The following is a 24,615-nucleotide window of genomic DNA, read 5'->3' on the forward strand; positions in this document are numbered from 1 at the left end:
CTCTGGCAGACGAGAAAGGGGGCTGCTCGATCCGTTCCCGCTTCAAGCGTCGGAAACGGTCATGTCAACGAGCAGACGCCTTTGGATCTTGCCCGAGGGGCCTTTGGGCAGATCATCCAGAATGTGCACCCGGTCCGGCGCTTTGAACGCACCCACCTTAGATTTGCACAGCGCGCGTAGACTGTCTTCGGTCTGGTCTGACCCGTCGCGGAGTTTAACCGCTGCCTCAACCAACTCGCCATAGGATTTGCAGGGCCGAGCAAAGGCGGCGGCCTCGACCACATCGGGGTGGGTGTAAAGCGCCTCGTCGATCTCACGCGGAGCGATGTTTTCGCCGCCCTTGATGATCAGTTCCTTAAGCCGACCGGTGACAAACACATATCCGTCCTCATCCTGCCGCCCCAGATCGCCCGTTCGCAGCCATCCGTCTGGAGTGAACGTGTCGCGCGTGGCGTCAGGGTTGTTGAGGTATTCCAGCATGACATTGGGGCCACGCACCACGAGCTCTCCCTCAACTCCGGCAGATACAGGTTTGAGATCGTTACCAAATATAGCAATCTCATTGCCGTAAGCACAGCCGGGTGAGCCGATCTTGCGCACGCCCGGTGGCATCGGGTTCGACAGTATCTGTGCTGCGGTTTCCGTCAGTCCCATGGTTTCGATGATCGGAACCTCGAACCGCGCCTCAAACGCGCGCTGCACGTCTGGGGCCAGGGCCGATGAGGCTGAGCGACCAAACCGTAGACGATCCCGTGTGGCCGCGTCCGGGTCGGTTTCCGAAGCCAGCAAATGTGAGATGATCGTCGGCACGACCGAGAACCAGGTCGCCTCGCCCTCCTCGCAGTGCCTCCAAAAGCGCGAGGCCGAGAATTTCGAACACATCGCCAGCGATCCACCCGACACCAGCGCCCCCATGACAGTCACGCAAAGCCCATTGATGTGATAGATCGGCAGCACGCACAGTCCGCGATCCTCAGGCGTCAACGCATGAGCCACCGCAGTCGTCCAGCCCCCTGCAAGCAGGCTGGCTTGGGTGTGAACCACACCCTTGGGCTTGCCCGTCGTGCCCGAGGTATACATCAGCAATGCGTGACTGTCCGGTGCCACCTTGTGCAGTTTGACCTCGTCTCCATCGCCAAGGCGCGAGGGGTCGAGCGGCTGCACGTTGCCGGGTGTTGTGGCCGCAAACAGGTTCTGCTGATCTGGACCGACAAAGGCAAAACGCGCACCGCTGTGATCCAACGCATAGGTGATCGCCTCATTCCCGGCCACCAGGTTGATCATGGTGGCCCGGAAGCCGCCATAGAGAACGCCAAACAGCACCTCGACGGCAGCACGCCCATTGGGCATCATCAGCGCCACGCTTTCGCCCGGCTGAATGCCACGCGCAGTCAGATCCTGCGCGATACGGCGCGCGGTCAAGCGCAACTCGTACCAGCGCAGCGCAGCCTCCCCTTCGGGGAAGACGAACCCTTCGCCACCGCTGTCGGCGCGGGCATCAACCCAGTCGCGGATTGTCCCCTTGGGCGGGTGGTTCTTACCGACACTCATTTGCCTGCCTCGGCCCAGTAGGCACCGAACACATCGTCAAGCGACGGCTCACGCGCGGGGATTTCGCGGATAACCTTGGTGGTCTGAATGAAATGCCGCCAATGCAGGTTGTCATCGATGGAATTGCCACCCCAGCTGCCACACCCCATCGAAAGCGAGAATGGCATGCCATTGGTGAATGAGCCGCCGGTGGCAAAAGTATGCGCCTGGTTGACGATCACGCGGCATGTGGGCATCGAGCGGCCCAATTCCACGGCGCGCGCGTCTTGCGCGGTATGGATGCCGACCGAATGGCCTGCGCCTTGATAATTGAGCACCCGCTTGGCAGTCTCAACCGCAGCCTCATAATCGCTGGCCCGGTAGAGCGCCAGAACTCGGCTCAGCTTCTCGCCGCTCAGCGGGTGATCGGCGCCGATGCCGTCGGTCTCCACCGCGATGAATTTGGTTTCGGCGGGAACCTGATCGCCCATGCCGAGGGCGAGCAGCATCTTGTCAGCGTCCTGCGCGATAACCTCACGGTTCAGATGCCCATCAGGCCAGAGCTTGCCAATGATCGTATCGGCCTGATCGGCTGGCACCAGCGCGCCGCCTGCTTTGGCCATCTCACCTACAAAGGCGTCATAGACCGCATCCACAACCACGGCCGCATTCTCGGACGAACAGGATGTGGCGTTGTCGAAGGTCTTGGAGGCGGTGATCTTTTCCGCCGCCGCCTGCAAATCGGCGGTCTCATCCACGATGGTGATCACATTCCCTGCCCCCACGGCCACAGCCGGGGTCCCTGCAGTCTGTGCGCGGTGGACGTTGTTCTGACTGCCGGTGCAGATCACCCGGTCGCAGGCTTCCATCAAGGCTTGCGTCTTGGCCTTGGAGCCCGGCGCAGGAACCATCTGGACCAGATCACGGTCCAATCCGACCTTGTCGAACTCGGCGTGGATGTAGTCGAGCAATAGCTCGCAGCTGGCGACGCCTTTGGGCGACGGGGCCACGATGATGGCGTTGCCGCCTTTCAGCGCATTGATGATGTTGTTTGCTGGGGTCGCCGCCGGGTTGGTCGAGGGAACAACCGCACCCACAACACCGACGGGACGTACAATCTCGGTAATCCCGGTGGCGGGATCGTCGCTGATTACGCCATGCGTCTGTGCCTCTGCGATGTCGCGAAGCAAGCCTAGCGTCTTGCGGTGGTTCTTGATGATCTTGTCGGGCACATTGCCCAATCCGGTGGTTTTCACGGCCAATTCCGCGAGCGTCCGGTTGCGGGTGGGTTCCATGATGGCCCAACCAGCAGCCTGCGCGGCCCGATCATAGCGCGCCTGATCAGCGCCTTCCTCATAGGCTGCCTGTGCGGCCCGTGCGCGGGCGACAATCGCCTCAATCAAGCCAAGATCATCATGAGCATTCATAGGTAAGTGTCCTGTCATAATCCAATGGAGAGGCGGCAGCGGCACGCGGCGCATCCGCCGCCTCTCTCGGGGAGTTGGGGTTAGAGACCCGCCAGCAGTTCTTTCAAAGTCTGCTCACGTGCGGCCCACATCTCGATCACCTCGTCACGGGTCATGATGTGCATGGGCGATCCGCCTGCCTTCATCTTCTTGGCGACACGGCTGTTCTCAAACATCGCAGGCACGGTTGCAGCTAGACGCTCGATCACCTCGGGCGGGGTGCCTTTAGGGACCATCACGCCGCGGAAGTTCACGGATGAGTTGTCGACATCCAGGCCCTGCTCTTTCATCGTCGGGACATCCGGCAAGAAAGTGCTGCGCTCCAGATCGGCCACGCCCAGGATCTTGACGTTGCCTGCCTCTTGCGCGCGGAAGGCATCGGACAGGTTGTTGACACCGCCCATGACTTCACCCGCGATCACAGCCTTCATCGCAGCCGCACCGCCACCTTTGGTGGGGATGTATGCCATTTTCACGCCTGCGGCCTTTTCGATCTGCAGCGCGGCAATGTGATGCCCCACAAACAGGCCCGCGCCCGAGAATGTCAGCTTGCCGGGGTTTTCCTTGGCAAAGGCCACAACATCATCCATCGAGTTGAACTCGCTGTCGGCGGCAACCACGAACACCGCCGGGTCTGCGCCCCAGTTGGCGATGGGTTCGAAGCTGTCGGTGGAATACTGCACCCCGCCCTTGATCGACTGCGCGATAAAGTGCGGCACGTTATACGCGCCCAGAGTGTAGCCATCTGCATCCGCTTGCGTCGCGAACCAGTTCCAGCCAACGCGCCCACCGGCGCCCGGCTTGTTGATGATGGCGATCGGCATGCCAAGTGCATCTTCGTTGCCAGCGGTCATAGTAACGATCCGCGCCTGGAAGTCTGTGGCACCACCTGCGCCATAAGACACCATCATCATCAACGGACGGTCAGGGTAATCTTGCGCCATCGCGCCCCCCGTCAGTCCCATCAAGGCCACAGCGGCCCCTGCAATCCAGTTTTTCATCATGAGTGTTTCCTCCCTTGGAACTCAGCCGCGTTCGTCGCGGTCAGAATAGAATTTCACGTGGTGTGTAGACCTTGAGCAGCATGGCAAAGAGCCCGTACATCACGGCGATGAACCCTGCGGTGATCACCGCTCGTTTGACCCAAGTGCGCGCCTCGTTGTGGGGCGCAGGATCATAGAGCGAAAGCAGGATGAAGAAGGCCACGGTGGTGGCGGTGTAAAACCCAAAAGTCTTGGCGGCCCAGAAGATATAGATCAGCGCGACCACCAGCCCCGGCACCAGATTGATGATCATGGTGCGGGACACCCCCGTGCCGACCCGGCTGAGGCCCATCAAGGCCTTGCCGAATGTCCAGGCCGCGAGCACCACAAAGACAGATGAGATCAGGCGTGGGAACAGGAATGCCTCGGCGGGTTGTTGAGTGTAGCTGATCCAGGCGATCCAGCAGCCGACCGCAAAGATGATACCTGACGGGATGATGTGTTGTGTGCGGCTCATGATTGCACCTCGACTGCGTTTTGAACTTTGCGGGTGCGCAGCTCAGTCCAGACCGAATAGGCGACGGAGGCCGCGACCACGACCATCAGGAAGATGTTGAGCGGACCGCCCAGGAAGTACGGGCCCATGCCAACACTGGCGTTGGCGATCATCGAGCCTTGGATAAAGTTTGCCTCGGCAATCGGACCCAGGATCAGGCCAAGCACCAGCGGCGCCGCCGAGAAACCGTACCGCTCAAGGAAGAACATCATCACGCCAAGGCAGGCCATGACATAAACGTCACCCATCGAGCTTTGCACCGAATAGGCGCCAAAGACCGACAGCCCCAAAACCACGGCGGCCATGACCGACTGCGGCACTTGAGCGACGCGGGCGGCAAGGCCAGCGACGTACAAGCCAAATATGCACATCAGGATTTGACCGATCAGCATCGAGTTGATGAAGGTCCAGGCCACATCGGGGTGGTTGTCGAACAGGTCCGTGCCTGGGAAGATCCCGTGGATCAGCAGACCGCCTAGCAAAACTGCGGCCGTCGGGCTGCCAGGGATCGACAGGGTCAGCAGCGGCACCAGCGAGGGGCCGACCATGGCGTTGTTGGCGCTTTCGGCCGCGATCACGCCCTCGGGGTGGCCGGTGCCGAACTTGTCCTGATCGGGGCTGAACTTTTTGGTTTGGTCATAAGCAACCAGGCCAGCGATCTGACCACCGACACCTGGGATCAAGCCAATGATCGAACCGGTTATGGTGCCGATGGTCAAAGCACGGGGATTGCGTACCAACTCTCCCGCGGCCTTGCCGACGGAATGCTTCTGAACCTCGATCACCTCGGCACCTTGGGTTTTGCGTCCCTTGGCAAACATGGTCAGCACCTGCGGGATCGCAAACAGACCGATCAGAGCGGCGATGATGTTGATCCCGCCCCCAAGCGAGGGGTGAAAGATGAACCGCTGCGCGCCCATGATGTCATCGAACCCGATGGTGGCGAGCCACAGACCGATACAGCCGGAGAGCAGGCCTTTGACCACCGAGTCACTGTCGAGTGAGCCAATGACGGTGACGCCGAGAATAGCGAGCCAGAACAGATGCGACGGACCAAACGCCAGCGCCCATTGGGCCAGCACAGGCGTCAGGAAAATCAGCAAGAGGACACCGAACACGCCACCCACAGCTGAGGCCAGGAACGACAGTTGCAGTGCCCGCGCGCCCTGCCCCTTCTTCGCCATCGTGTGCCCGTCGAGGGTCGTTGCGATATTGGCCGGTGCACCGGGGATCTTGAGCAGAATGGCACTCACAGCGCCCCCAGCCACAGTCGAGGTATAGGCCGCCCCCAGCAGGATCAGGCCCTGTACCGCCTCAAGTTGAAAGGTGAAGGGGATGAGCAGTGCCACGGCCATTGTGGGTGACAATCCGGGTGTTGCCCCAAGGATGAGCCCCCCGATCGTTCCCCCCAGCAGTAGGGCAAATGAGAGCGGCGAAAAGACATCGCCAAAGTAGTAGATAAATTCCATTCCGGGGCCTCCCAACCCGTCTGTCCAGTGAGTGGACAGGTCGTCAGCAATGCGATGCACAGCTTTGTTGACAAGTTAGGGTATGGGATGAAAATAGTATTGCAAATGTTTTCATAAAATAACCTGAAGAGGCCAGTTTAATGACGCCAAAACAATCACCTAAGGTAGACATTGTGGCTGTTGCAAAGGCCGCAAAGGTGTCACCGTCAACTGTCTCACGCAGCTTCAACCACCCGGGTTTGGTCAATCTTGCGACTCGGAAAAAGATTGATCGGGCGGTTCGCAAGCTTGGTTACATCCGTAACCGTGCCGCCCAGGCGATGCATGGGAAACGGTCCGCCACCATTGGACTGATCGTGCCCACCATCAACCATGCAATCTTTGCCGAAGTGATCCAGGCCTTTTCAAGCGCGGTTGAGGCCGAGGGATTCACCATCCTCATCGCCTCGCACGGGTATGACCTTGAGGCCGAATATGGCGTTTTGCGAAAATTGCTGGAGCACCGTGTAGATGGTGTTGCCCTTATCGGGCTGGATCATCACGATGAGACCTTTCAACTGCTCGACCAGCAAGGTGTGCCCGTGATCGCGATCTGGAACTTCTCGGACAGCGCCCCGATTGCCTGCATCGGGGCCGACAATCAAAAGGCTGGTGCCATGGCCGCGCAACATCTGCTTGACTTGGGGCACCGTGAAATTGGCACCGTGTTTCCGCCGACTCAAGGCAACGACCGCGCCGGAGATCGCTTGAAAGGTGCCATGCGCACTCTGGAACAGAACGACATTTCTGTGCCCGACACCTGGCAGAGCGAAGCGCCATACAGCCTGCAACAGGCCAAGGCAGCCGCCTGCGAGATGCTCGAACACGGCCCCCGTCCCACGGCGCTTTTGTGCGGCAATGATGTCATCGCTCAGGGCGCGATCTATGCCGCGCTTAAGCTTGGGCTGGTCGTTCCCGACGATCTGTCGGTGATCGGGATCGGCGATTTCAAAGGATCTGAGGAGATGGAGCCCGCGCTGACCACGATCCGCATTCCCGCGCAAACCATCGGAAGACTTGCAGGCGAAGAGATCACCCGCGCCATTGCCGATCAGACAACGCCGCCGACGCAAGTCCAATGTGACGTGAAACTGGTAAGCCGGGCCACCACGCGCAAAGTATAGGGGAATTCCCCCTCACCTTTATCACCGGGCGAAATCCCGCCGCGCCATACACGCAAAACTTGCGGAAATTGGCCCAAATGTTGTGATTGCATGACAATTTTCCTAACATGCTGGACCCTTGGGGCAGAATGACCCATCTGGGTAGCATCTGTTTCTTCAGGAGATCATGTGATGTCTCGTATCCTTGTTATTGCTGCTATTGTCATCGTCGGTGGCGGCGCAGCTTATTATTTTATGAACCAACCGGAACCCACACCGGCAGAGCGGCTGGAAAGTGCCGCCCAAGATGCGGGTAACGCGCTCAGTGATGCGGCAGATGCCGCGCGTGACGCAGCCGAGGACGCCGTTGCAACGGCGACCGAACAGGCAGCTGACGTGGCACAACAGGCCACTGACGCCGCAACCGAGGCCGTTGAACAAGCCACCGAAGCCGCGACCGAGGCGGCGGATCAGGCCACCACAGCTGCAACCGATTTGGCCAATGCAGCCTCGGAGCAGGTCGCAAGCCTGGCCAATGATGGCGAAAAATGGGTCCAAAGCATGCAGGACACCGGCATCCTGACCAAGGATGGCTTCAACTACGACGCGCTTGTTTTGGCGGTTCAGGGCAGTGCGTTGTCGCAGGACACCAAAGATTCGGTTCTCAAAATCCTGGCCGACATCAAAGCCTCGCCCGAGACGTTTGACGCCAAGCTGCAAGAGCTCAAAGCGCTGTTTGCAAGCTGATCAGCCCATGCCCCCGGGCCGGGTCACGGACCGGGGGCATGGCAACAAATTGAAAAATCTTTATTTTTGTATGAAAGCGGATATTCTGGTCCGGCACCTGCCAATACTTCGTGCTGAGTTTTGAGTTTCAAACTGCTCGTGCCTGATTGCACGAACTGCTGACCGGATGCTGACATGCTACATAGATTTTATCGCATTTCCCTTTGGCTTGTTGTCACCAGCGCAATTGTCTTTGGCCTGCTGTGGATGGTTCTCGCCGCTTCGCTCTTTTCCGGATTTCGCAAGGATCTGGTTGCCGGCATCCTGTCGGACCAGATGGGTCAATCTGTTGTCATAAACGGCGACGTCCGCCTGAACCCTGGCGTCGTAAGCGCGATTTATGTCTCGGGCGTCGAAATCCCCAGCGAAAACATCCCCGACCAGAACCTGGCCGAACTCAGCCTGTTGGAACTGGAGTTGGACTTGCTGCTGTTGGCGCAAGGCAACATTGAGTTCGACAACCTGATCGTCGATGGATTGGGCGTGAACCTGTTGCATCTGGCGGACGGTCGCAAATCCTGGTCCGAACGGGAAACCGCAAGCATCAACAACCGCGAAGAGACCCCGGATGAGCAGAAAAACGGCGGTATTCTAGAATTTTTGGCGGACAAAACGGTGGCGTTTTCGAACATCACCCTAATCCGAACAAACGAGATCACAGGCTTCACCTTCGACTTTGAGATCGAAGTGCTCTCGCTTACTCAAGAACAGGACGGACAACTCAAGCTGGTCACCGGGAAGGGCGGCGTCAATGGCCAGGATTTCCTGATCGATGCCAAGTTCCCAGTTGGGGCCGATTTCACCACACGTGCGTCATTTGGCGATGTAAAACTGACCTTTGACGGCACCCCGATCCCGCTTGATCAAGGCGGTGGATACTCGGCCGAACTGACACTCGACACCGGGTCCTTTGCCGATTTCCTTGAGGTATTGCGGCTTGATCCTGTTCTGGACGGAACAGGCACCTTTTCGGCCCAGATGCTCAATCAGGGGGGCAAGCTTCACATCTCGGACACGCAAACGGTCATTGACCTGAGCGAGGGTCAGCGGCTGGAGGCCAGCGGTTCGATTGGGGATATCGTGGGCGGCGACGACATCGACATCAAACTGGCCGCTCGCTTGCACCCGGAAGGTGCCCCGCCCCCGACCGCGCGCGAGATTGCCGATCTAAAACTTACAGAAGCTCGGGTCGAGCTTGTCGGCGACCGGGGCACGCTTGAATTGCGTGAAATGTATTTTGGCACCAACGCCTTTGAACAGGGGTTGGACAGTTTGGGACCAGTGTCTTTGGGCAAGTTTGGACGCACCGAAGACGGCACATTGTCCATACGAGACATTTCAATCCAGGCTGGCCCACTAGACGCGCCCTATTTGAAATCGCAAGGTGAAATCAACAACCTGCTCGAACTCAAGGACCTGGCTTTCGCAGGCGATTTGATGGCACCTGCCTCTTTGTTGCTCGGGGAATTGGGGCCAGACGTTGCCGCGCAATTCGGTCGGGTCAGTGCCAGCTTCGAGGTCGACGACGAGCCTGGCCATATGCGCCTTGTCGAGTTTCAGGCCAGCGCGCAAGACACCGAGATTTGGGCGCTTGAGGCCCATGCCAAGACCGGCAGCGTTCTGGATTTGGGTCAGGCCGAGCTGGGAATTGATCTCGACATTCCCGAAACGCGCGCCTTTCTGGAGGCTTTGAACCTTGAACCGGTGGACGCCGGGCCGTTGGAGTTTCTGCTGAGTGTCAAGGGCGCGGACAAGGCGCTTAGTATGAACGCACAGGCGGCAGTCGACAGTTCCCGGCTGGAAACGCAACTGGACGTCAAACCCAACGACGGTGCGCCCTTTGTGCGAGGCAAGATCAGCAGTGAGAAGCTGGACTTGAAAGACCTTCAACAGGGTGTGGCAGCCTTTGTTCAGCTGGACAAGCTGATCGAGGACGGTCCCGGCAAGGGGGATGTGCAGCCTTTGGTTTTGGCCAAGGAAGAAGAGGATGGCGATGTGCAGCCTCTGGTTCTGCCAGAGGGAGAGAAATTCGTTGATCTGGACCGACGGCTGCGGGAAACCGATTTGGAAATCCTGGTCAATATCGCCCAAATCGTGGGGCAACAGGGCATTTCCAAGGTCGAAAGTTCGCTCACCTTCAAGGACGGAAAAGCCGATCTTGGCCCGTTAGAGCTGAACTATGGTGGTGGGTATTTCCGCGCCAGTGCAGGTATGAACCTGCTGGACGCGCCGGATCGACTAACGGTTACTGGGGCCACAAGCGGCTGGGATTTCGGCAAGATACTTGACGCGGTTGGTCTGGGCATTCAGGCCCATGGTACGCTCCGTGGCGATTTCAACGTCAGCGGCAACCGCACGTCGATCGATGCATTCATCAACACCATGTCTGGCCGGGCAACGATCTCGATGCAAGACGGCGACATCTCGACCAGCCTGATCGAGCTTGCCGGTCTTGGCATATTCCCCTGGCTGTTTTCCGGCGAGTTGCAGCAGGGATACACCGATATCGTCTGTGCCGTGGCCCCGTTGGCGATCAGTGCGGGCAAGATCTCTTCCGATGCGGTCGTGGTCGAGACCAAGAGCGTTCAGTTGGTCGCGGCCGGCGGAGTGGATTGGAAGAATGGCACCATCGCCCTGCGGGCCGAACCGCGCCCCGTGGGCCGCCCCCTCGCCCGCAGCGCCTGGCCATTTTCGGTGTCAGGCACACTATCCGAGCCAAAGTTCAAGCTGCACGTCGGCGGCGTGCGCAGCCAGGAAGACGGCAACCGTCAAGTTCAAACCGAGCGCACACCGTGCAAACCTGACCGTCTGCAATAGATCATACGGTTATGGCTCTTGCTTGGGCTGTTCGTCCTGGCAGGCCCGCACCGCCGCTATGGCCTTTTGACTTCCCTTCAGATCGACCTCGATGGACTGGCCGCTTTTTCCCGTGACCTTGACGGCGTTACGTTTTCCGAATTCGTCGACAAACTTGGGGTTGTCAAAAAACGCATAGCCTCCGGGAACGCCATGTCGGATGACCCCAAGAGCATCGCCCGCAAATTTCGCGTCACCAAAATCAAAGGTCAAAACACCCTCTTGCCCGTCGGTAATCTCGGTCCAAGCCGCGTTCAAGGCGGCAAAGAACCCACCTTGCCGGTCCGGCACTGCGCCCACCTGCACCACGGTGCCATCATCAAAACTCTTTTGCATGAAACATCCGTGACCCACATCGGGATCAACCATGATGTCCCAGTCTCCCGAGTTGCCCCAAGAGGAAACCCCATCCTGAGCCAAGGCTGCACCGCAGCTCAAAACACCGAAACAGGCAGTCGCCAAGAACACTTTCATATCGGCCCCTCAATAAAAAATCATCTGTTTGAATTTATCATGCCAGTCAAAGGCGTGTGAGCCAAGAAAAACGACGCTAGGCCCGCCCAGCCTTTCATGCGTCAAGATGGCCAAAGGGCATCAGTTCTCAAAGCCCAAAGTTGCGACACGCTCAATGTTTGTCCGATTTTTCAATCAACCAATACGCCACCCTCTTCACAATCGGCCGCACGCTTTCGATCTGTCGCAACGTGAACCCGTGGTTCTTTCCTTCCAGAGAGTTACCCGGGCCAGCATCGACCAAAGCACCAGCCTTTAGCGCTTCTGCAACAAACGGTAGCGCGGCCAAGGCCACGCCCGTGTTCTGTTTGGCCAATTGAATAGCCGCACCCATTGAATTGACTTGAATGAGCCGTCCTTCTTGTTGATGGACAACCCCCGTCGCGATCCGCCGCGTTGGTGAGGTAGCACGTGGCCCTGCGCTCTCGATCAGAACACCGCCCCCCCCACGCGGTGCCCAACGCCATGATCCCCGCGTTGAACGTGATCGAGCTGAGCATTGCACGGTTGCTGGCAGGCGTTGTGGTGGTCGAGAAGGTATTCAATTTCCCGGTCTTGGCACGCTCATGATCGAGGCGATCCATGACCGTGACCTGCCGCTAGTTCAGACCATCACACTGATTGTTTCGGTCATCTAAGTGGGCGTAAACCTGATACAAACCATTGTCTCGAAACCCTCTGGCACAATTGGTCTGGGTCTGACCGTGCTCCATGAACTGATCGCACTTCTGGCCCCTGTTATCGCGTCTTATAACCCCACAATGCAGAACGCCGACGCCATCCTGCTGGCCCCCAATGCCGAACACTGGATGGGAACGGGTTCCTTGGGCCAAGACGTATTCTCCCGCGTCATCCATGGTAGCTACCTTGCCATTTCCGTCACCTTCGCTGCAGCTGTCATTGCAACACTATGGGGTGGGTTTGCCGGGATTTTCTTTGGCGCCGTCGGTGGGCGCGTAGACGAAAACTCGATGCGCATTGTCGCTGCTTTCCTGTCGATGCTCTGGTCGCTGTTCCTGTTGCTGATCATCTCGATCGGCGGTGCCGGGCCCGCCACAATCATCCCGACTTTGGGCTTTTTCTATGGCGTCGCCATCCTGCGGGTTGTCCGGGGGGCCGCCATGCAAGTCGCGACCCGCGACTATGTGACCACCGCACGCGCACGCGGTGAAAAAATCTGGCTGATCATCTCGCGCGAAATGTTTCCGTACCTGAGTGACACCCGGTTTGTCGAAGGTGCGATGCAGTGGATCCGGATGCTGCTGGCCTTCTCATCGCGCAGCTTTCTGGGCTTTGGCGCAACCCCGCCGACACCGGACTGGGGTCTTATGGTCGCGCAACAGCGCAGCCTGATCAGCACCGCGCCACTGCCATCTCCGTTTAAGGGGACAGACATAACCGATCCATTGATCAAAATCGAAGACCTCTCCATCGGGTTCACCGCCGAAGGCGGGCGCCGTGCCCCGATCCTGCGCGGTGTGTCGCTAGAGCTTAACGCGGGCGAAACCATTGGCATCGGGGGAGAATCTGGCTCGGGGAAATCGAAAATTCTACGTGCGATTGCAGGGCTGGTGAGCCCTCGGGCCGGATCCATCACGCTCAACGAGGGTGAAAACCTTGCGGCCTCTGTCAGCCGTCGTGATCGCGAGACGTTGCGCAAGGTCCAGATGAGCTTTCAGAACGCGGATGCCTCGCTCAACCCGCGCCAGACCATCGCCGAGATTCTGAGCGCTCCGTTGCAGCTTTACTTCGGTCTGGAAGGACAAGCTGCACGAGACAAGGCCAAAAACCTGCTCCAGGCCGTGCGCTTGCCCGAGCGCTACCTCGACCGTTTTCCTGGGCAACTGTCGGGCGGAGAGAAGCAGCGCGTCGGCGTCGCGTGCGCATTTGCTGCAAGTCCCGAAGTAATCTTGTGCGATGAAGTGACCAACGCGCTGGATGTTTCGGTGCAAGCCGCTGCCCGCGCCGCGTGGATGATATCTGCGCCAGCACCATGCCTCCGGCCCGGCAACTGGGCTTTGGACATGTCATCCACTGCCACATTCCGGAAGATGAGCTTGACGGAGACGCTCTAAGCGCCGCCGGAAACCAGGATCTGCTGCCCACGCGTTAGAACCTGCTTTGGGCTGCCAATCACACCGGGTTGCGCCCATCACGGCGCAGCACGGTTGCCCGGTCTTCGCTGCCCTAGCCGAGCAAATCTCTGGTCACTGGTTAAACCTGAGTTGATCGATGGCACTTTGGCCGAACATCGTAACAGAATTCATGATTGCGGTGGGGAATGGCGTGCTCTGACATACGGCCCCAAGGGCCAAACACATCGGTCAGGCACAAGGACCCGAACACGCGCCCAGCGGTTGGTCACTAGCCCCCTGCGATCAATTTTGCCAAGTCCGCTCGATTCCCAATGTTGAGTTTGCCGTAGATAGCCTGGGTTTGGTTCCGAACAGTTGACGGAGACGTCCCAAGATCGATGGCAACCATCTTGTGGGTTTTGCCCTGCGCCAATGCCTGTGCGACTTCCCGCTCACGGGGTGTCAGAACGTCAAGTTTGTTCATTGGTCTGATCGACAGTTTTCGCCAGTCCATGCCGTGTGGACCAAGGCCAGGCTCGCATTTTATGACAAGGTCTTCCTCTGGCAGCAGATGCTCGCCCGCTGCACCAATGTAATCCATCAGAAGCCTGGGTAACCTATCGTGACCACGTCGCGACCAAAGATGGCCAAATCGTTCGTGCATCTCGGCAAGGCCCACGACAATGTTTCCCCGGCGGCTGACATAGGCAGATACCGATGCGCCCGAGCCACTGCTCAACTCTTTTGCGGCCGCGCTGCGCGCTGATTGAGAGATGTTGTTGACGGCGCATTGCAGGAACTCGCGGTCTTCCAAGTCCCAAGCGGGCGCATTCTGGCCACACCGATAAGCCGACAGATAGAACGAGGCTGCGCGCCCAGGTCTGATGCACATGGCGGTGGCCATTTTCTTTAGCCCAAAGGTATCGGCAAGATGCTCCATCCCGTCGGTCTGGACATTGCCGCTCCTGTCATAGGTCGGCACACCGGTTGGATCTTCCAGAAACTGCTCGACCAGCACATCCTGGTCTGCCATGGCCTGCCATGACGCGTAATAGGATGCTGGCAGGTTCAGGCTCATGTTGGCGTGGATGACGGTTTCCTGCGGATCCAGTTGCGCCCAACCGTACCAGGCGCTGTCAAAACCAAGGATATCCGCAAGATCCGACACGGCATCCGCAACGAGCGACGCGACATCGAGATGCCGGGAATTGTCCTGAAGTTTCAGCAAAAAATCGGACAGTGCGCTCACCCGCGAATACATGTGTCCCCCTTGTGCAATCCACCTTTTATCGCCAGTGCTTTTCATCGCCAGTATAGGCCGAACCCGGCAATGCGCCATCTTTTTGGAAGGCGTCGATCAGGTTGCGCATGATGATGGCCACGTTGTTCTCGCCACCATGACAGGGTAAAGCCTGGCTCCAGGCGATGGAACCGGCCGCAAAAACCGCACCGTTGTTTGGCGTCGTGAAATAGATCATGTCGCCGCGCACTTGCGGATCCTGGGACCCTCCTCGCCCGGGAAAAGCGTAGGTGATCTCTTCAGATACCAGCGGATAGTTGTCCGTATGGTTGATCGACGCGGCCAGCAACTGCGTGTGTGGCGGCGTTCCCAAAGCAAGATCATATCGGTCCAGTTCAACACCTGCAGCCCCGCCGAGGGCCAGACCGAAATCGCCGATAAGCTCTTCGTCTCCGATCCCGTCAAATATCCAGGCGACACGCTTGTGAAAGCTGTCCGGCATTCTCTCGAACGGTTCGGACCGATCCATGCCTTCGGTCGTGAACCCCAGCCCCACGAGCTTTTGCGGCGCCCGCCCTCGGTTGCGCCAAAGACCGGAACGTTCGCCGGTGCTGGCCAAATAGCCCTCTCCAGGTTCTGCCTGCCAAGCGCGCGAGCCGCTGTCGAGCTTGCGCACCTCAATGCACGCCGGATCGTCCGGACACGTGGCAGTGACCCAGTAATAACCGTTTCCGCCGAGGTACATGATGCGCCCACCTTCGCAAAGATAGGTTTCGGTCGCGTCCAACATACCTTCGGAATAATACTCGGGGTGCGTACAGTTTAGCACAGCCTTGTAAGGACGCAGAGCGTCTGCGCCTTCACGGTCAAGATCATGGTCGGTGATCAGGTCATAATCATAACCTGCGTGCTCCAACCACCACAGCAGCGACAAGTCAGCCGGGAGCGCCCAGGGAAAGTTCATTCCTGCCATGCGGTAGCCGGGGCGGATGTTGATGATTGGCCGTTTCCAACTGGAATAACAGACACCCGCCCCGTCGGTGTGATGGTCATAGGTCGACAGGCCGAATTCCTGCAGCTTGTTGTATTCCAGGTCGTCGCCCGAGATCACAGGCGTATGCGCGACAATGGCTTGGGCAATCGCGGCCTCGAAGCTGAGGTGTTCGTTGGCATAGGCCAGATAGGTGAAGGTGGACATCAACACCGCGATCTTGGCGCGCGGTTTGTCGGGGCGGATGATGACCGGAATACGGTCCACCGCTTCGCCTGCAGAAACCTTCAGCGCGTAGACCCCTGAACGCAGGTCATCAGGAGGGGTCCACTTGAGCGTCGGCGTCCAGCCACAATCGGTCAACGCGTCATCGTGATAGGCAACGCCGCCATACTGCGCGGGGTTCAGGCGAAAACTGTCGTCGCGCCCTTGCCAGTTCCAACCGGTCATGGCGCGCACGGGCCGGTTGACACCCACCGCATGCAACCCACGTGGGCCGGTGTCCTGAATGACGTTGCCAATGCCAGTGTCGGTGTAGCCCGCAGTGGTGTCCCAATACGCAACAGGATCGTGCGGAGCCTCATCCGATGCGAGCGCGGCCATTTCATTGGCGGACAAAGCTCGGCCGATCAGCCCTGAGCGGTCGAGCTTGCCATTGAAATGCAGCGAGACAAACGTGCCGCGCTCGGGGTTTTCCTCATGGGCACCCGCGATCAGAAACGGGGCATCCGCCCGTTCGGGCTTGCAGCGCAAGGTTTCAACCACATGAGCGTTGTGATCGTAAGGGGTCACTGGACCGATGTGACTGTTCCAAGCGTTCTGCACATCGATCTGACGCAGGCGCGCCTCGCCTGTGGCGGGATCGAAGCTGGCGCAGGCCAGCACCCAGACCTTTGGCACCAGTGGCGCATCGGCTGTGACCTGGTCCACCTCTTTGCCGTCTCCCACCCAGAATTCCAACTTGCCTTCGGGTGTGATCCCCAGTGCATACCCCCGCGAGTCATTGACGGACCAGCGGCTCAGGATCACCGAACGACGCCCTTGGGGCATGGACGGCCATATGAACGCAAAAACGGTGAACGCACCGTCCGGGGCAAGCTGCCCGTCGGGATCTTCGACGCGGGCAAATGACCCGTTCTGGGTGTACTGTCTGGTGACAGGCAGCGTTGTTGGAATGTCCGTCGCAACAAGCTCTTCGATAAAGCCGGGTCCGTCGGGGTTGAAATCGCCATGAACCAGCCGAACAAGCTCGGCCTTCACCTCTGTGGTACCCTCGGCGGACACCATGAAGTCGACGGATTTCCCAGCTTGCGCGCACAGAGGATCGGCATAGCCAAAAAGTCTTGCATCTGTCATTTCAGCTTTCCATCAGATCGTTGACGCGCAGCAGGAAGACCGCGTGATAGGCTTCTTTGATGTCCGTGTATTCCCGGTCATCGACGACGCGCGGCGGGCGGCCACGCTCGCCAGAAATCGCCATGATGCGAAAGCGCTCTTCGGCCGGTTTCATTCGATGGATGACGTATTTGTCCGCCATCTCGCCCCTTCGGAAATAGTTCAGCACCCGTGCGAGCCCGTCCGAGTGATGACCCAACGGATCCTTCTTGTGCTCGGCGATCAGGTCCGGCGTAATCAACTGCTTCAGTCGATCCCTCAGGCGTTTGTTGAAACGCCGATAGTAGAGTTCCTGTTTGTCATGCACTTCGGTGGCTTCTTCGGGCATGGCTTCGCCCCCTTTTTCGGTGCGGCGGGCGCGGGCCTCGCCGGATTTGCGGTTTCTGAAATCCCGGAATTGCGCACGTGCGCCGGTCAACCCTTCACGGGCAAAGATCGTCACGCCAATCATGCAAAGCGCGACAAGGATGATGCGCGGAGGGCCAAGTTCGATCAGGCCCTTGTCGATAAACGTCACGATGGCGGCGCCCAGGACTGCGCCCTCTGCCCGGCCCAACCCGCCAATGACCATCATCGCAAAGAGCAGCAACATGGTGTCGAGTGAAAAGATTTGTGGCGAAATGGAGCCGAAATACATCGCGTAAAAGGCGCCGACCGCACCAAGGGCCGCGGAACTGATCAGAAAAACCATCAATCGCGCGCGACGGAAATCGATGCCAACCGCTTCGGCAAAAGCCTCGTCCTCGCGGCTGGCACGCGCCACACGCAGAAGCATGCCAAGCCGTTCAGAATTTACCAGCCGCCACACCAACAACGCACCAAGGAGCAAGACGAAAGCCCCGGCAAAACCCAAGAGCAGGCCGGGACGCTGCAGAAACCAGTCTTCGGGGATGAACCCATCCACGTTCGTGATCGCGCCACCGGATGCGGTGAGCGCACGCAGCTGCAGAATGAAAACGCGGCAGATTTCCGCGACGCCCATAGTCAAAAGCGCATAGTATAGGCCGTCAAGGCGTGTCGACGGGGCCGCCAGGATTGCGCCGAAAACCAACCCAGTCAAAGGGCCGATCAGGAACATCAGCGGCCAAGGCACCCCCAGATAGACGTTGCAGGCCGCCGCGACGTATCCAGCTGCACCAACAACCGCGAGCGTGGCCAGGGAAAAGATGCCGGCAGTGCCGACGATCAGCGTCCAGAGAACGTTGATCGCCGCATAGATGCAAAAGATTGTCACCACCCCGATCATGGTGTTTGACAGGAAGGGCGTGACCAGAACAACCGCACCCAGCCCAAGCGTCCACCAAAGCGGCATCTTGTCTGCCAAAACGCGTTCGCGGGTCAGGGATTTATCGTTGTGAACATCGCGCCATTTCAGCCAATGCCGCTTGGTCCCGGGCACGCGGCGGCGGCGACGCTCGGTATCGCCATCCGGCTTGCCCCGCCACTCCCACGGTCTGCGACCGACCTTGTGAAAAACCTTATCGTTCATTCTCTTGTGTCATCCAACAGGCCGCCGATGCCGCGCGGGCGGATCACCAAAACAGCGATGATGAAAATAAACGTGCCAAACAGCACGTAGCGTTGTCCCAGGAACGGAACCGCGCCAATGATGGCTTCCAGAAAACCGACCAGAAGTGCGGCAATCAACGCGCCGGACACCGACCCCAACCCGCCCAACAGCGCAATTGTCAGCCCTTTGACCAACGGGATGGTTCCAGAGGTGGGGCTGACAAAAATCGTTTGGCTCAGCAGGGCGGCGGCCATTCCCGCCAGTGCTCCGGTCAGCATCAAGACAGGCAGGGCCGTGGCCTGGCGCGAGATGCCGGAATACGCCGCACCTTCGGCGTTCTGCATCATCGCGCGAACTTCCAAACCTTTGCGAGAATACCGCAGCCAGGCCAGCGTGAGTGCCATGATCAGGGTGGCCCCGATGATCGTGCCAGCCTGATCATATCTGATACGGGTGCCAAGTACCTCCCACCGGCCAAACCCAAAGATCTTGGGCAATCCCTGATTGCGCGGCCCAAAGTACCATAGCAGCGTTTGCACGGTGGCGATGTTCAGGCCCAGCGTGATGATCAGGGCGCGCACCTGAAAGTTCGGCTTGTCATGTATGGGCAGAAACGCCAGCAGATAGATAACCAAACCGCAGAGCGCGCCTGCGATCAGCGCCGACGCCACCAACGCGCCGGCCAGTGCCAACGTCGCCATTGCCGATGTCCCGAAAGCCCCTGCAATGACTGGCTTCATGGCTCCGGTGAAAATCCATGCGGCATACCCCGACACGGCAAAGGTGGCGCCATGGGCCATGTTGATAACCCCCACGGATGACCACAGGATCGAAATACCCACGGCCATCAGCGCATAGATCGCGGCAAGGTTCATGGCATATACAACCAGTCCAAGATCCATCAGCCCAACCCCACGTGCCCGACGTCACCGCGCATGCGGCCTGCATGCATGCCGATTACCCGATCGCAACGGCCGGTCAGCAGCGCGACGTTCTGCTCGGCAATGATCATCGCGCCCTCTACAGGCAGGTCCCAAAGCGCGGTCATCACCCGTTCGGAAATTTTCGGCGCCAGTCCCAGCGACGGCTCATCAACAAGATAAAGACGCGCCTCGACCATCAGCATCCGACCTATGGAAACCATGCGTCTCTCGCCGCCGGACAACTTGCCGACCAGCGCGTGTTCCAGCGGACGAAGGGGGGGGAAAATATCGAAAATGCGCTCGATCCGTTCCTGGCGCGTGCGCCAGGCCGTTTTGGTGTGGGCGCCGCATTCCAGATGCTTGCGCACCGAAAGACCGGGAAAAATTGCATCCCCCTGCGGAGCCACGCCAATACCGCGCCGCACCAGCCCCGACGTGCGTCGGCCAGCCCCCAAAGAGCGCGTGCCACCGATCTCGGCGCCATCAAGCTTGATGGAGCCCTGCTGCCAGGACGTCATATGGGTGAGCGCCCGCATCAATGTTGTTTTGCCATGTCCGTTGAGCCCCACGAGCCCCAAGCGTTCCCCTGCCCGCACGGTCAGATCGACCTCGTGCAGGACACGCAACGGGCCATACCCGGCCGAGAGTTGCTGGACTTCCAAAAGCTCAGGCATCGGGAGTCTCGAAGTAGGCTTCTCTGACCGCCGGATCATCAAAGACAGTCAGCGGGTCGCCTGTTGCGATGACACGACCCAGGTCCAACACCACACAATCGTCTGCCACAGCCGCCAGCAGTTCCAACCTGTGTTCGATCAGTATGACGGCCATGGCGTATTCATCCACCAGCCGCCGCATGATCAGGTCCAGCTCGTCAATCTCGGCGTTGATCAAACCTGACGCAGGTTCATCCATCAGCAGCACCCGGGGACGTCGCATCACCAGACACGCCAGAAGCAGTTTGCGCCGGTCAAAGGTACCAAGAGAGGCCGCAGGCGTTTCCCATGACACCTCAAGATGCACCAACCGGGCTGCCCATTCGGCGTCATGTTTGCTCAGATAGGGACGGTGCGACTTGCGCGCGGCGCGAAAAGCCTCGCCAACGGTCAGTGTCGAAGGCACCACCGGGCTTTGAAACGTCCGCGCAAGACCCGCGCGGGCCCGGTTGTGGAACGGCAACCGCGTCAGATCCTCGCCATCCAGCACAACACTTCCCTGTTCCGGCGTGTAGCGTCCGGACATCACTTCGAACAGCGATGTTTTACCGGCGCCATTTGGTCCCACAAGGCCGTTGATCCGACCAGGTTCCGCACTGCAGTTCACCTTATCCAGGATGCGCCTGCCCCCAAAGGACAGACACACCCCTTCGCATCCGAAAAACATCGCGGTCTCACCACCAAGGGGGTGCCGCAAAAGGCACTTCGGCCAGTGCTGCGGGAGCAATGATGCGATGCTCGTTGTTCTGCACCTGGAAGAACAAATGGGCCTGCCCCTCTTCGAGGGTGTCGGTCATGTTTGGATAGGAAATGCCAGAGTTGGTTTCCGGGTCAAAGCGGTAGAATCCGTTCACACCCCGGTATTCAGTGTTGCGGATTGCATCACCCACGGCGTCGAAATTGTCTGGATCCCCAACCTCTTCCCAGGCCTTGGCCAGGATATGAACCGCATCATAGCCGCCGCCGGTGTAGACCATTCCCATGGTGCCCGGGAACTTTGCCCGATACCGTTCGCGAAAGGCGGCGCCCATTTCGTCGGCATAGACACCATAAACAGTGCCCCACACCATCCCCTCACCGGCCCCTTGCGCCAAGTCGAGGAATTCCGGCTGAGACGGCCCATACTGCAGGTAAACGATGGAACCGGGAACCGGATCAAAGGCGTATTGCTGCGCAAAGGCTGCAAGTTCGGCGGCGACCCAATGATCGATCATGATCGCAGCGGCGTCAGTGTCCTGCAGAGCGCGGATCACCGGCGCCCAATCCTGAACCGGGAACTGGATGTCGGTCACCGCACCAACTTCCCACGCCCCGTTCGTCTTGGCGATCTGGTCCTGTGTCGCCTGGCTGATCAGTTGGGTATAGCTGATCTGGCCCTGAACGATGTGCACCTTGTTGTTTTTGGGCGTCCACTGGCCTGACGAGACCATGTCCTGAAGAAACCGAACAAAACCGGTGCCGTAGTAGATCTCCGGCACATCAAGCTGAAAGATGTTGCGGTACTTCTCCTTGTCGCCCTGATAGAGGTCCACGTTCAACGAAGACGTGTTGCCGTGCACATAAGGAATACCCGATGGGGCGGCCGCATCCATCGCAGGCGGCGGGATGATGGTAAAAGCCGAGGCAAGCGCGTGGCTGCCCCCTTCGATCAGCGACTGAAAGCCTGCCACGTTCCCTTCGGGCGAAAGCATGTCCAGATCAATGATCTTGGCTTCCAGCTGGCGCCCCAGCACTCCGCCATCCGCGTTGATCTCCTCGATCGCCATTTGGACACCATTGGTCCAATCCTGGTGATCCGCCACACCGACCGGTCCGGACTGTGCTGCGGGCACGCCAATTACGATGTTCTCTGCCGCCGCTGGTGCGGTTGCAAGGCCCAGGGTGAGCGACGCGGCGATTGCGATTTTTGCGTAGGTTCTTCTGGTTATGTTGACCATCTTTTCCTCCGGAGAAATGCTGTGCCGTAGTGTGCAGACCAAGGAGAAAACCTGTCCATAGTGCAAATGACCTATGAACAACCGCCCCCATTGCACCCATCAGAGTCCACAAATCCGGTCATTGTCCCGGCGTCCTGGAAACCGGATTTCTCGTTGTATTGATGGCAAGCACGCCTCGACCGAAGACGTGCGAAATGACGTCATTTCCAAATGGATTCAGACAGATAAAAGACTGATCCAAGTTCGACCTGCCAGTGAGTCACCGCACCTATTCGATAACAATGAAAAGCTGATTTTACCCCCTGGAGCTTGTGATGCGCCCGCCGCTTTCCGGAAAGCGGATGGTTGTTTTGAGTCATCGCGTTTTGCCTCGACCAGGCGGGAACCTCGTCGAGGCAACAGGGAGCGCTCGGACAATTCGAAAGCCATCCTCCGCCAAAAGCACCCAAAACAGCCCGCCCAATTCGCCACGAACGAGGCCGGGAAATGGTCAACTTTGCTAGCCCTGCTTGGGGCCCACCGTCCATTCGACCGGGATCGAGATACCGCCCTGCCCCATCCGTGTATGTGCCGGTTTGTCGGCCAAATCAAATGGCGCCTCCTGGACTGCATGTGCAAGCCATTCACGGGCACTGTGTTCGCAATTTCCAATATGCTCGGATGCAAGTCGCGCGACCCGAGGTGCCGCGACACTTGTCCCGTTGAGACGAACATAAGACCCACATCGGGAACCCGCGCTGAGCACGCCCCATATGACATCGGATTGGTCCGCTTTGGCCGCAGCATCCGGACCTTCACGAAAGGGCGTGGGCGACATTGGAGTTTCCGTAAGCGGGCCTGCTGCGGAATAATCCGAAAGCTGACGGCTTTGTTCTGTGTAGGCCGCGACGACCATGGGAGAGCTGCCATCGGCAAATCCGCTTAACGTTCCTGATCGCCTCACCGGGCAGATGTCGTCCGGGGGATCAACTGGCAAAGGCCTGCCAAAGGGGCCAAAGCGCTGATAATCGCCGTTGTCAAAGTAGGACTGACGCCCCCCGGGCCGATAGCCCGGCAGGGTTTGATCCCGACGTATCCAGACCTCGATCTTCTTATCTGGTGAAAGCTCGCGTTGTTTTGCCGTGATTTTCCAACGGCCGGACGGCGCAAGAGCGCGATCCCCGGACAAGCTTGCGGTTGGCTCGATTGCCAATGTGATCACTCCACGGGCCGTTGGGGCCGGTTCATAAGTGTAGAGCAGTGTCGCGACCACTTGGCCCTTTCTGTCACGCAGAGTTTGCTTTTGCCCCTTTTTCGCGTCCACGGTCGCGCTTTCAGGTCCAAATGGCGGCGTGACGGTGACGGACACAAAGTCCCGAGGTGTCTTGGCCTTCGAATACGGCATCCAGAATTCGACATGGCTGGCCGTCATGTCGTCTGGCAACACCCGCAGAGACAGTTCAATTTCGCTGCGGTCTGTTTCTGCGAAAGCGATGACCCCATGAGACCGGGCCAGATTGCCATTGCCCGCAGGCAAGGTCATCCAGCGTTTTTGCGCGGGATCGGCGGCCAGAAACTGTTCGAACAGCCGTGACACTTCATCCGTCCCGTCGTGCGGACCAGAGAAGTTGCCGTAAGAGAAATTGAGGACAAAGGGCACCGGTCGCCCCCCGGATTGAAAGCGTGATGCGCGCTTGCTCAGCATCTGAAGAGCAAGGCACAGTGACGGCAGCAAGCTGATGCCCGAGGTGTCTTCGACCACGCGTGGCGGCAGCACAGCGCAGATGATTGGCCGTGTGGTGACGTCGGCAACCGGCGCATATCCGGTGCTGAGCCCCATCACATGAGTCCCGTGCGAGCGTTGCAACGACAGCGGCGAGAACTTACCCGCACCAAGATCGATTTGCCCGGTTTCCGTATAGAACTGTTCCTCATCCAGGAAACCGGACCAGGTCAGCGCCTGCAACAGGCTGTCGATCTGGCGAGCGTTCCAGGCACGGCCTTGCGACGTATGGACGTCCCTCAGGTCGGGCGGCGTTGGGAGGATCGCGCAATAATCCACGCGCGTCGATCCATTGCCTTTTCGAAACAACTCATGCGCGATGCCCAAGCCATCGTCGATCATGCCGGTGACGACGGTATCGACCGCGACCTCGGCAACGGGAACGGTTTGCGGTTCGGCATCGACGTTCAGCCAGTCGGCAGGCGTCACGAGCCCCAAATGAACGTTTACGACACCATAGCCGTTTCCGTGCCGGTTCAGGACGTCGACCAGCGCACGGCGCGCAAATATCGCCACGAACTGCCGTTCAGGTCGCGCCGCACGGTCGTTGGCGTCATACGCCGCAGGGACCAACAGATCCTGCGGGAAATCCTGCGCAACTGCCTGTTGGAATTCGGCGATGCTCGTCTGATCCAACTCGATCATGGCAGACCACCACGCCGTGTCGGGCACCGAAGACACACCATAGGTCAGTCGCGTAAAGGTCACGGCGTCAATCGGCGCAGGGCCATCTCCAGCTTCCGGTATCCAGTCATAAGTCATCAGGAC

The 24,615-nt window shown here is 59.0% G+C and carries 20 protein-coding genes; 5 read left to right on the forward strand and 15 right to left on the reverse strand.

Translation table 11 applies throughout. From position 1 onward, the window contains the following. Positions 1-42 precede the first annotated feature (42 nt). From TRM7615_RS12240 to TRM7615_RS12260, 5 genes are all read right to left on the reverse strand, one after another. Positions 43-1,551, reverse strand: coding sequence for an AMP-binding protein (locus TRM7615_RS12240; protein WP_108787847.1), 1,509 nt, complete (start codon positions 1,549-1,551; stop codon positions 43-45). Next, positions 1,548-2,957 (reverse strand): acylating sulfoacetaldehyde dehydrogenase, encoded by a 1,410-nt coding sequence (gene sauS, locus TRM7615_RS12245; protein WP_108787849.1) that lies wholly within the window; start codon positions 2,955-2,957, stop codon positions 1,548-1,550. Before sauS ends, TRM7615_RS12240 begins: the two co-directional genes overlap by 4 nt. A gap of 80 nt (positions 2,958-3,037) precedes the next feature. Further along, positions 3,038-3,997, reverse strand: a complete 960-nt coding sequence (locus TRM7615_RS12250) for a Bug family tripartite tricarboxylate transporter substrate binding protein (protein WP_108788014.1) — start codon at positions 3,995-3,997, stop codon at positions 3,038-3,040. Positions 3,998-4,040: 43 nt separating this feature from the next. Continuing rightward, positions 4,041-4,496, reverse strand: a complete 456-nt coding sequence (locus tag TRM7615_RS12255) for a tripartite tricarboxylate transporter TctB family protein (RefSeq protein ID WP_108787851.1) — start codon at positions 4,494-4,496, stop codon at positions 4,041-4,043. Next, positions 4,493-6,004, reverse strand: a complete 1,512-nt coding sequence (locus TRM7615_RS12260) for a tripartite tricarboxylate transporter permease (RefSeq protein WP_108787853.1) — start codon at positions 6,002-6,004, stop codon at positions 4,493-4,495. Before TRM7615_RS12260 ends, TRM7615_RS12255 begins: the two co-directional genes overlap by 4 nt. Positions 6,005-6,144: 140 nt before the next feature. On the opposite strand from TRM7615_RS12260, the gene TRM7615_RS12265 reads away from it, so the two are divergent. The 3 genes from TRM7615_RS12265 (at position 6,145) to TRM7615_RS12275 (ending at position 10,749) form a co-directional block, all read left to right on the forward strand. Further along, positions 6,145-7,167: a LacI family DNA-binding transcriptional regulator gene (locus TRM7615_RS12265; RefSeq protein ID WP_108787855.1), complete on the forward strand. Its 1,023-nt coding sequence runs from the start codon at positions 6,145-6,147 to the stop codon at positions 7,165-7,167. Between the two features lie 171 nt (positions 7,168-7,338). Then, entirely contained in the window at positions 7,339-7,893 is a 555-nt protein-coding gene (locus TRM7615_RS12270; protein ID WP_108787857.1) for a hypothetical protein, read from the forward strand. Between the two features lie 174 nt (positions 7,894-8,067). Beyond that, positions 8,068-10,749 carry an AsmA family protein gene (locus tag TRM7615_RS12275; RefSeq protein WP_108787859.1) on the forward strand — a complete coding sequence of 894 codons (2,682 nt, stop codon included), beginning with the start codon at positions 8,068-8,070 and terminating at the stop codon, positions 10,747-10,749. 9 nt (positions 10,750-10,758) lie between these two features. Here the strand turns inward: TRM7615_RS12275 and TRM7615_RS12280 are convergent, their stop codons facing one another. Together TRM7615_RS12280 and TRM7615_RS12285 are read right to left on the reverse strand one after the other, a co-directional pair. Beyond that, entirely contained in the window at positions 10,759-11,262 is a 504-nt protein-coding gene (locus TRM7615_RS12280; protein WP_108787861.1) for a hypothetical protein, read from the reverse strand. Positions 11,263-11,413: 151 nt separating this feature from the next. Further along, on the reverse strand, positions 11,414-11,635 hold the full coding sequence (locus TRM7615_RS12285; RefSeq protein WP_108787863.1) for a type 2 periplasmic-binding domain-containing protein: 222 nt from the start codon (positions 11,633-11,635) through the stop codon (positions 11,414-11,416). A 77-nt stretch (positions 11,636-11,712) separates the two neighbouring features. Between TRM7615_RS12285 and TRM7615_RS25555 the strand changes: the two genes are divergently transcribed. Both TRM7615_RS25555 and TRM7615_RS25925 read left to right on the forward strand, forming a co-directional pair. Next, positions 11,713-11,871 (forward strand): hypothetical protein, encoded by a 159-nt coding sequence (locus tag TRM7615_RS25555; protein WP_165821421.1) that lies wholly within the window; start codon positions 11,713-11,715, stop codon positions 11,869-11,871. Positions 11,872-11,939: 68 nt separating this feature from the next. Continuing rightward, positions 11,940-13,376: an ATP-binding cassette domain-containing protein gene (locus TRM7615_RS25925; protein WP_108787865.1), complete on the forward strand. Its 1,437-nt coding sequence runs from the start codon at positions 11,940-11,942 to the stop codon at positions 13,374-13,376. A gap of 289 nt (positions 13,377-13,665) precedes the next feature. On the opposite strand, the gene TRM7615_RS25930 is transcribed toward TRM7615_RS25925, so the two are convergent. The 8 genes from TRM7615_RS25930 to TRM7615_RS12330 all read right to left on the reverse strand — a co-directional run bounded on the left by TRM7615_RS25930 (position 13,666) and on the right by TRM7615_RS12330 (position 24,609). Then, positions 13,666-14,637: a helix-turn-helix transcriptional regulator gene (locus tag TRM7615_RS25930; protein ID WP_165821422.1), complete on the reverse strand. Its 972-nt coding sequence runs from the start codon at positions 14,635-14,637 to the stop codon at positions 13,666-13,668. A 25-nt stretch (positions 14,638-14,662) separates the two neighbouring features. After that, positions 14,663-16,963, reverse strand: a complete 2,301-nt coding sequence (locus TRM7615_RS12300; protein ID WP_108787869.1) for a N,N-dimethylformamidase beta subunit family domain-containing protein — start codon at positions 16,961-16,963, stop codon at positions 14,663-14,665. Between the two features lies 1 nt (position 16,964). Continuing rightward, entirely contained in the window at positions 16,965-18,491 is a 1,527-nt protein-coding gene (locus TRM7615_RS12305) for a branched-chain amino acid ABC transporter permease (RefSeq protein WP_108787871.1), read from the reverse strand. Continuing rightward, entirely contained in the window at positions 18,488-19,414 is a 927-nt protein-coding gene (locus tag TRM7615_RS12310; RefSeq protein ID WP_108787873.1) for a branched-chain amino acid ABC transporter permease, read from the reverse strand. The genes TRM7615_RS12305 and TRM7615_RS12310 overlap by 4 nt, the downstream gene beginning before the upstream one ends. Then, entirely contained in the window at positions 19,414-20,109 is a 696-nt protein-coding gene (locus tag TRM7615_RS12315; RefSeq protein WP_108787875.1) for an ABC transporter ATP-binding protein, read from the reverse strand. Before TRM7615_RS12315 ends, TRM7615_RS12310 begins: the two co-directional genes overlap by 1 nt. Beyond that, the gene (locus TRM7615_RS12320) at positions 20,102-20,815 is read right to left on the reverse strand and encodes an ABC transporter ATP-binding protein (RefSeq protein ID WP_108787877.1); all 714 of its coding nucleotides are present in this window, start codon (positions 20,813-20,815) and stop codon (positions 20,102-20,104) included. Before TRM7615_RS12320 ends, TRM7615_RS12315 begins: the two co-directional genes overlap by 8 nt. A gap of 7 nt (positions 20,816-20,822) precedes the next feature. Further along, positions 20,823-22,085, reverse strand: coding sequence for an ABC transporter substrate-binding protein (locus TRM7615_RS12325; protein ID WP_108787879.1), 1,263 nt, complete (start codon positions 22,083-22,085; stop codon positions 20,823-20,825). Between the two features lie 499 nt (positions 22,086-22,584). Next, the gene (locus tag TRM7615_RS12330; protein WP_108787881.1) at positions 22,585-24,609 is read right to left on the reverse strand and encodes a S8/S53 family peptidase; all 2,025 of its coding nucleotides are present in this window, start codon (positions 24,607-24,609) and stop codon (positions 22,585-22,587) included. Positions 24,610-24,615: the final 6 nt, after the last annotated feature.

It is taken from the genome of Falsiruegeria mediterranea M17, from assembly GCF_900302455.1.
GTDB lineage: Bacteria > Pseudomonadota > Alphaproteobacteria > Rhodobacterales > Rhodobacteraceae > Falsiruegeria > Falsiruegeria mediterranea.

What these genes read in the sequence shown, in the direction of transcription:
- TRM7615_RS12305 (WP_108787871.1), bottom strand. Translation starts at nt 18,491, where the DNA reads ATGAACGATAAGGTTTTTCACAAGGTCGGTCGCAGACCGTGGGAGTGG.
- TRM7615_RS12280 (WP_108787861.1), bottom strand. Translation starts at nt 11,262, where the DNA reads ATGAAAGTGTTCTTGGCGACTGCCTGTTTCGGTGTTTTGAGCTGCGGT.
- TRM7615_RS12255 (WP_108787851.1), bottom strand. Translation starts at nt 4,496, where the DNA reads ATGAGCCGCACACAACACATCATCCCGTCAGGTATCATCTTTGCGGTC.
- TRM7615_RS12250 (WP_108788014.1), bottom strand. Translation starts at nt 3,997, where the DNA reads ATGAAAAACTGGATTGCAGGGGCCGCTGTGGCCTTGATGGGACTGACG.
- TRM7615_RS12320 (WP_108787877.1), bottom strand. Translation starts at nt 20,815, where the DNA reads ATGTTTTTCGGATGCGAAGGGGTGTGTCTGTCCTTTGGGGGCAGGCGC.
- TRM7615_RS12275 (WP_108787859.1), top strand. Translation starts at nt 8,068, where the DNA reads ATGCTACATAGATTTTATCGCATTTCCCTTTGGCTTGTTGTCACCAGC.
- TRM7615_RS12325 (WP_108787879.1), bottom strand. Translation starts at nt 22,085, where the DNA reads ATGGTCAACATAACCAGAAGAACCTACGCAAAAATCGCAATCGCCGCG.
- TRM7615_RS12270 (WP_108787857.1), top strand. Translation starts at nt 7,339, where the DNA reads ATGTCTCGTATCCTTGTTATTGCTGCTATTGTCATCGTCGGTGGCGGC.
- sauS (WP_108787849.1), bottom strand. Translation starts at nt 2,957, where the DNA reads ATGAATGCTCATGATGATCTTGGCTTGATTGAGGCGATTGTCGCCCGC.
- TRM7615_RS12310 (WP_108787873.1), bottom strand. Translation starts at nt 19,414, where the DNA reads ATGGATCTTGGACTGGTTGTATATGCCATGAACCTTGCCGCGATCTAT.
- TRM7615_RS12330 (WP_108787881.1), bottom strand. Translation starts at nt 24,609, where the DNA reads ATGACTTATGACTGGATACCGGAAGCTGGAGATGGCCCTGCGCCGATT.
- TRM7615_RS12285 (WP_108787863.1), bottom strand. Translation starts at nt 11,635, where the DNA reads ATGGGTGCGGCTATTCAATTGGCCAAACAGAACACGGGCGTGGCCTTG.
- TRM7615_RS12260 (WP_108787853.1), bottom strand. Translation starts at nt 6,004, where the DNA reads ATGGAATTTATCTACTACTTTGGCGATGTCTTTTCGCCGCTCTCATTT.
- TRM7615_RS12315 (WP_108787875.1), bottom strand. Translation starts at nt 20,109, where the DNA reads ATGCCTGAGCTTTTGGAAGTCCAGCAACTCTCGGCCGGGTATGGCCCG.
- TRM7615_RS12240 (WP_108787847.1), bottom strand. Translation starts at nt 1,551, where the DNA reads ATGAGTGTCGGTAAGAACCACCCGCCCAAGGGGACAATCCGCGACTGG.
- TRM7615_RS25930 (WP_165821422.1), bottom strand. Translation starts at nt 14,637, where the DNA reads ATGTATTCGCGGGTGAGCGCACTGTCCGATTTTTTGCTGAAACTTCAG.
- TRM7615_RS12300 (WP_108787869.1), bottom strand. Translation starts at nt 16,963, where the DNA reads ATGACAGATGCAAGACTTTTTGGCTATGCCGATCCTCTGTGCGCGCAA.
- TRM7615_RS12265 (WP_108787855.1), top strand. Translation starts at nt 6,145, where the DNA reads ATGACGCCAAAACAATCACCTAAGGTAGACATTGTGGCTGTTGCAAAG.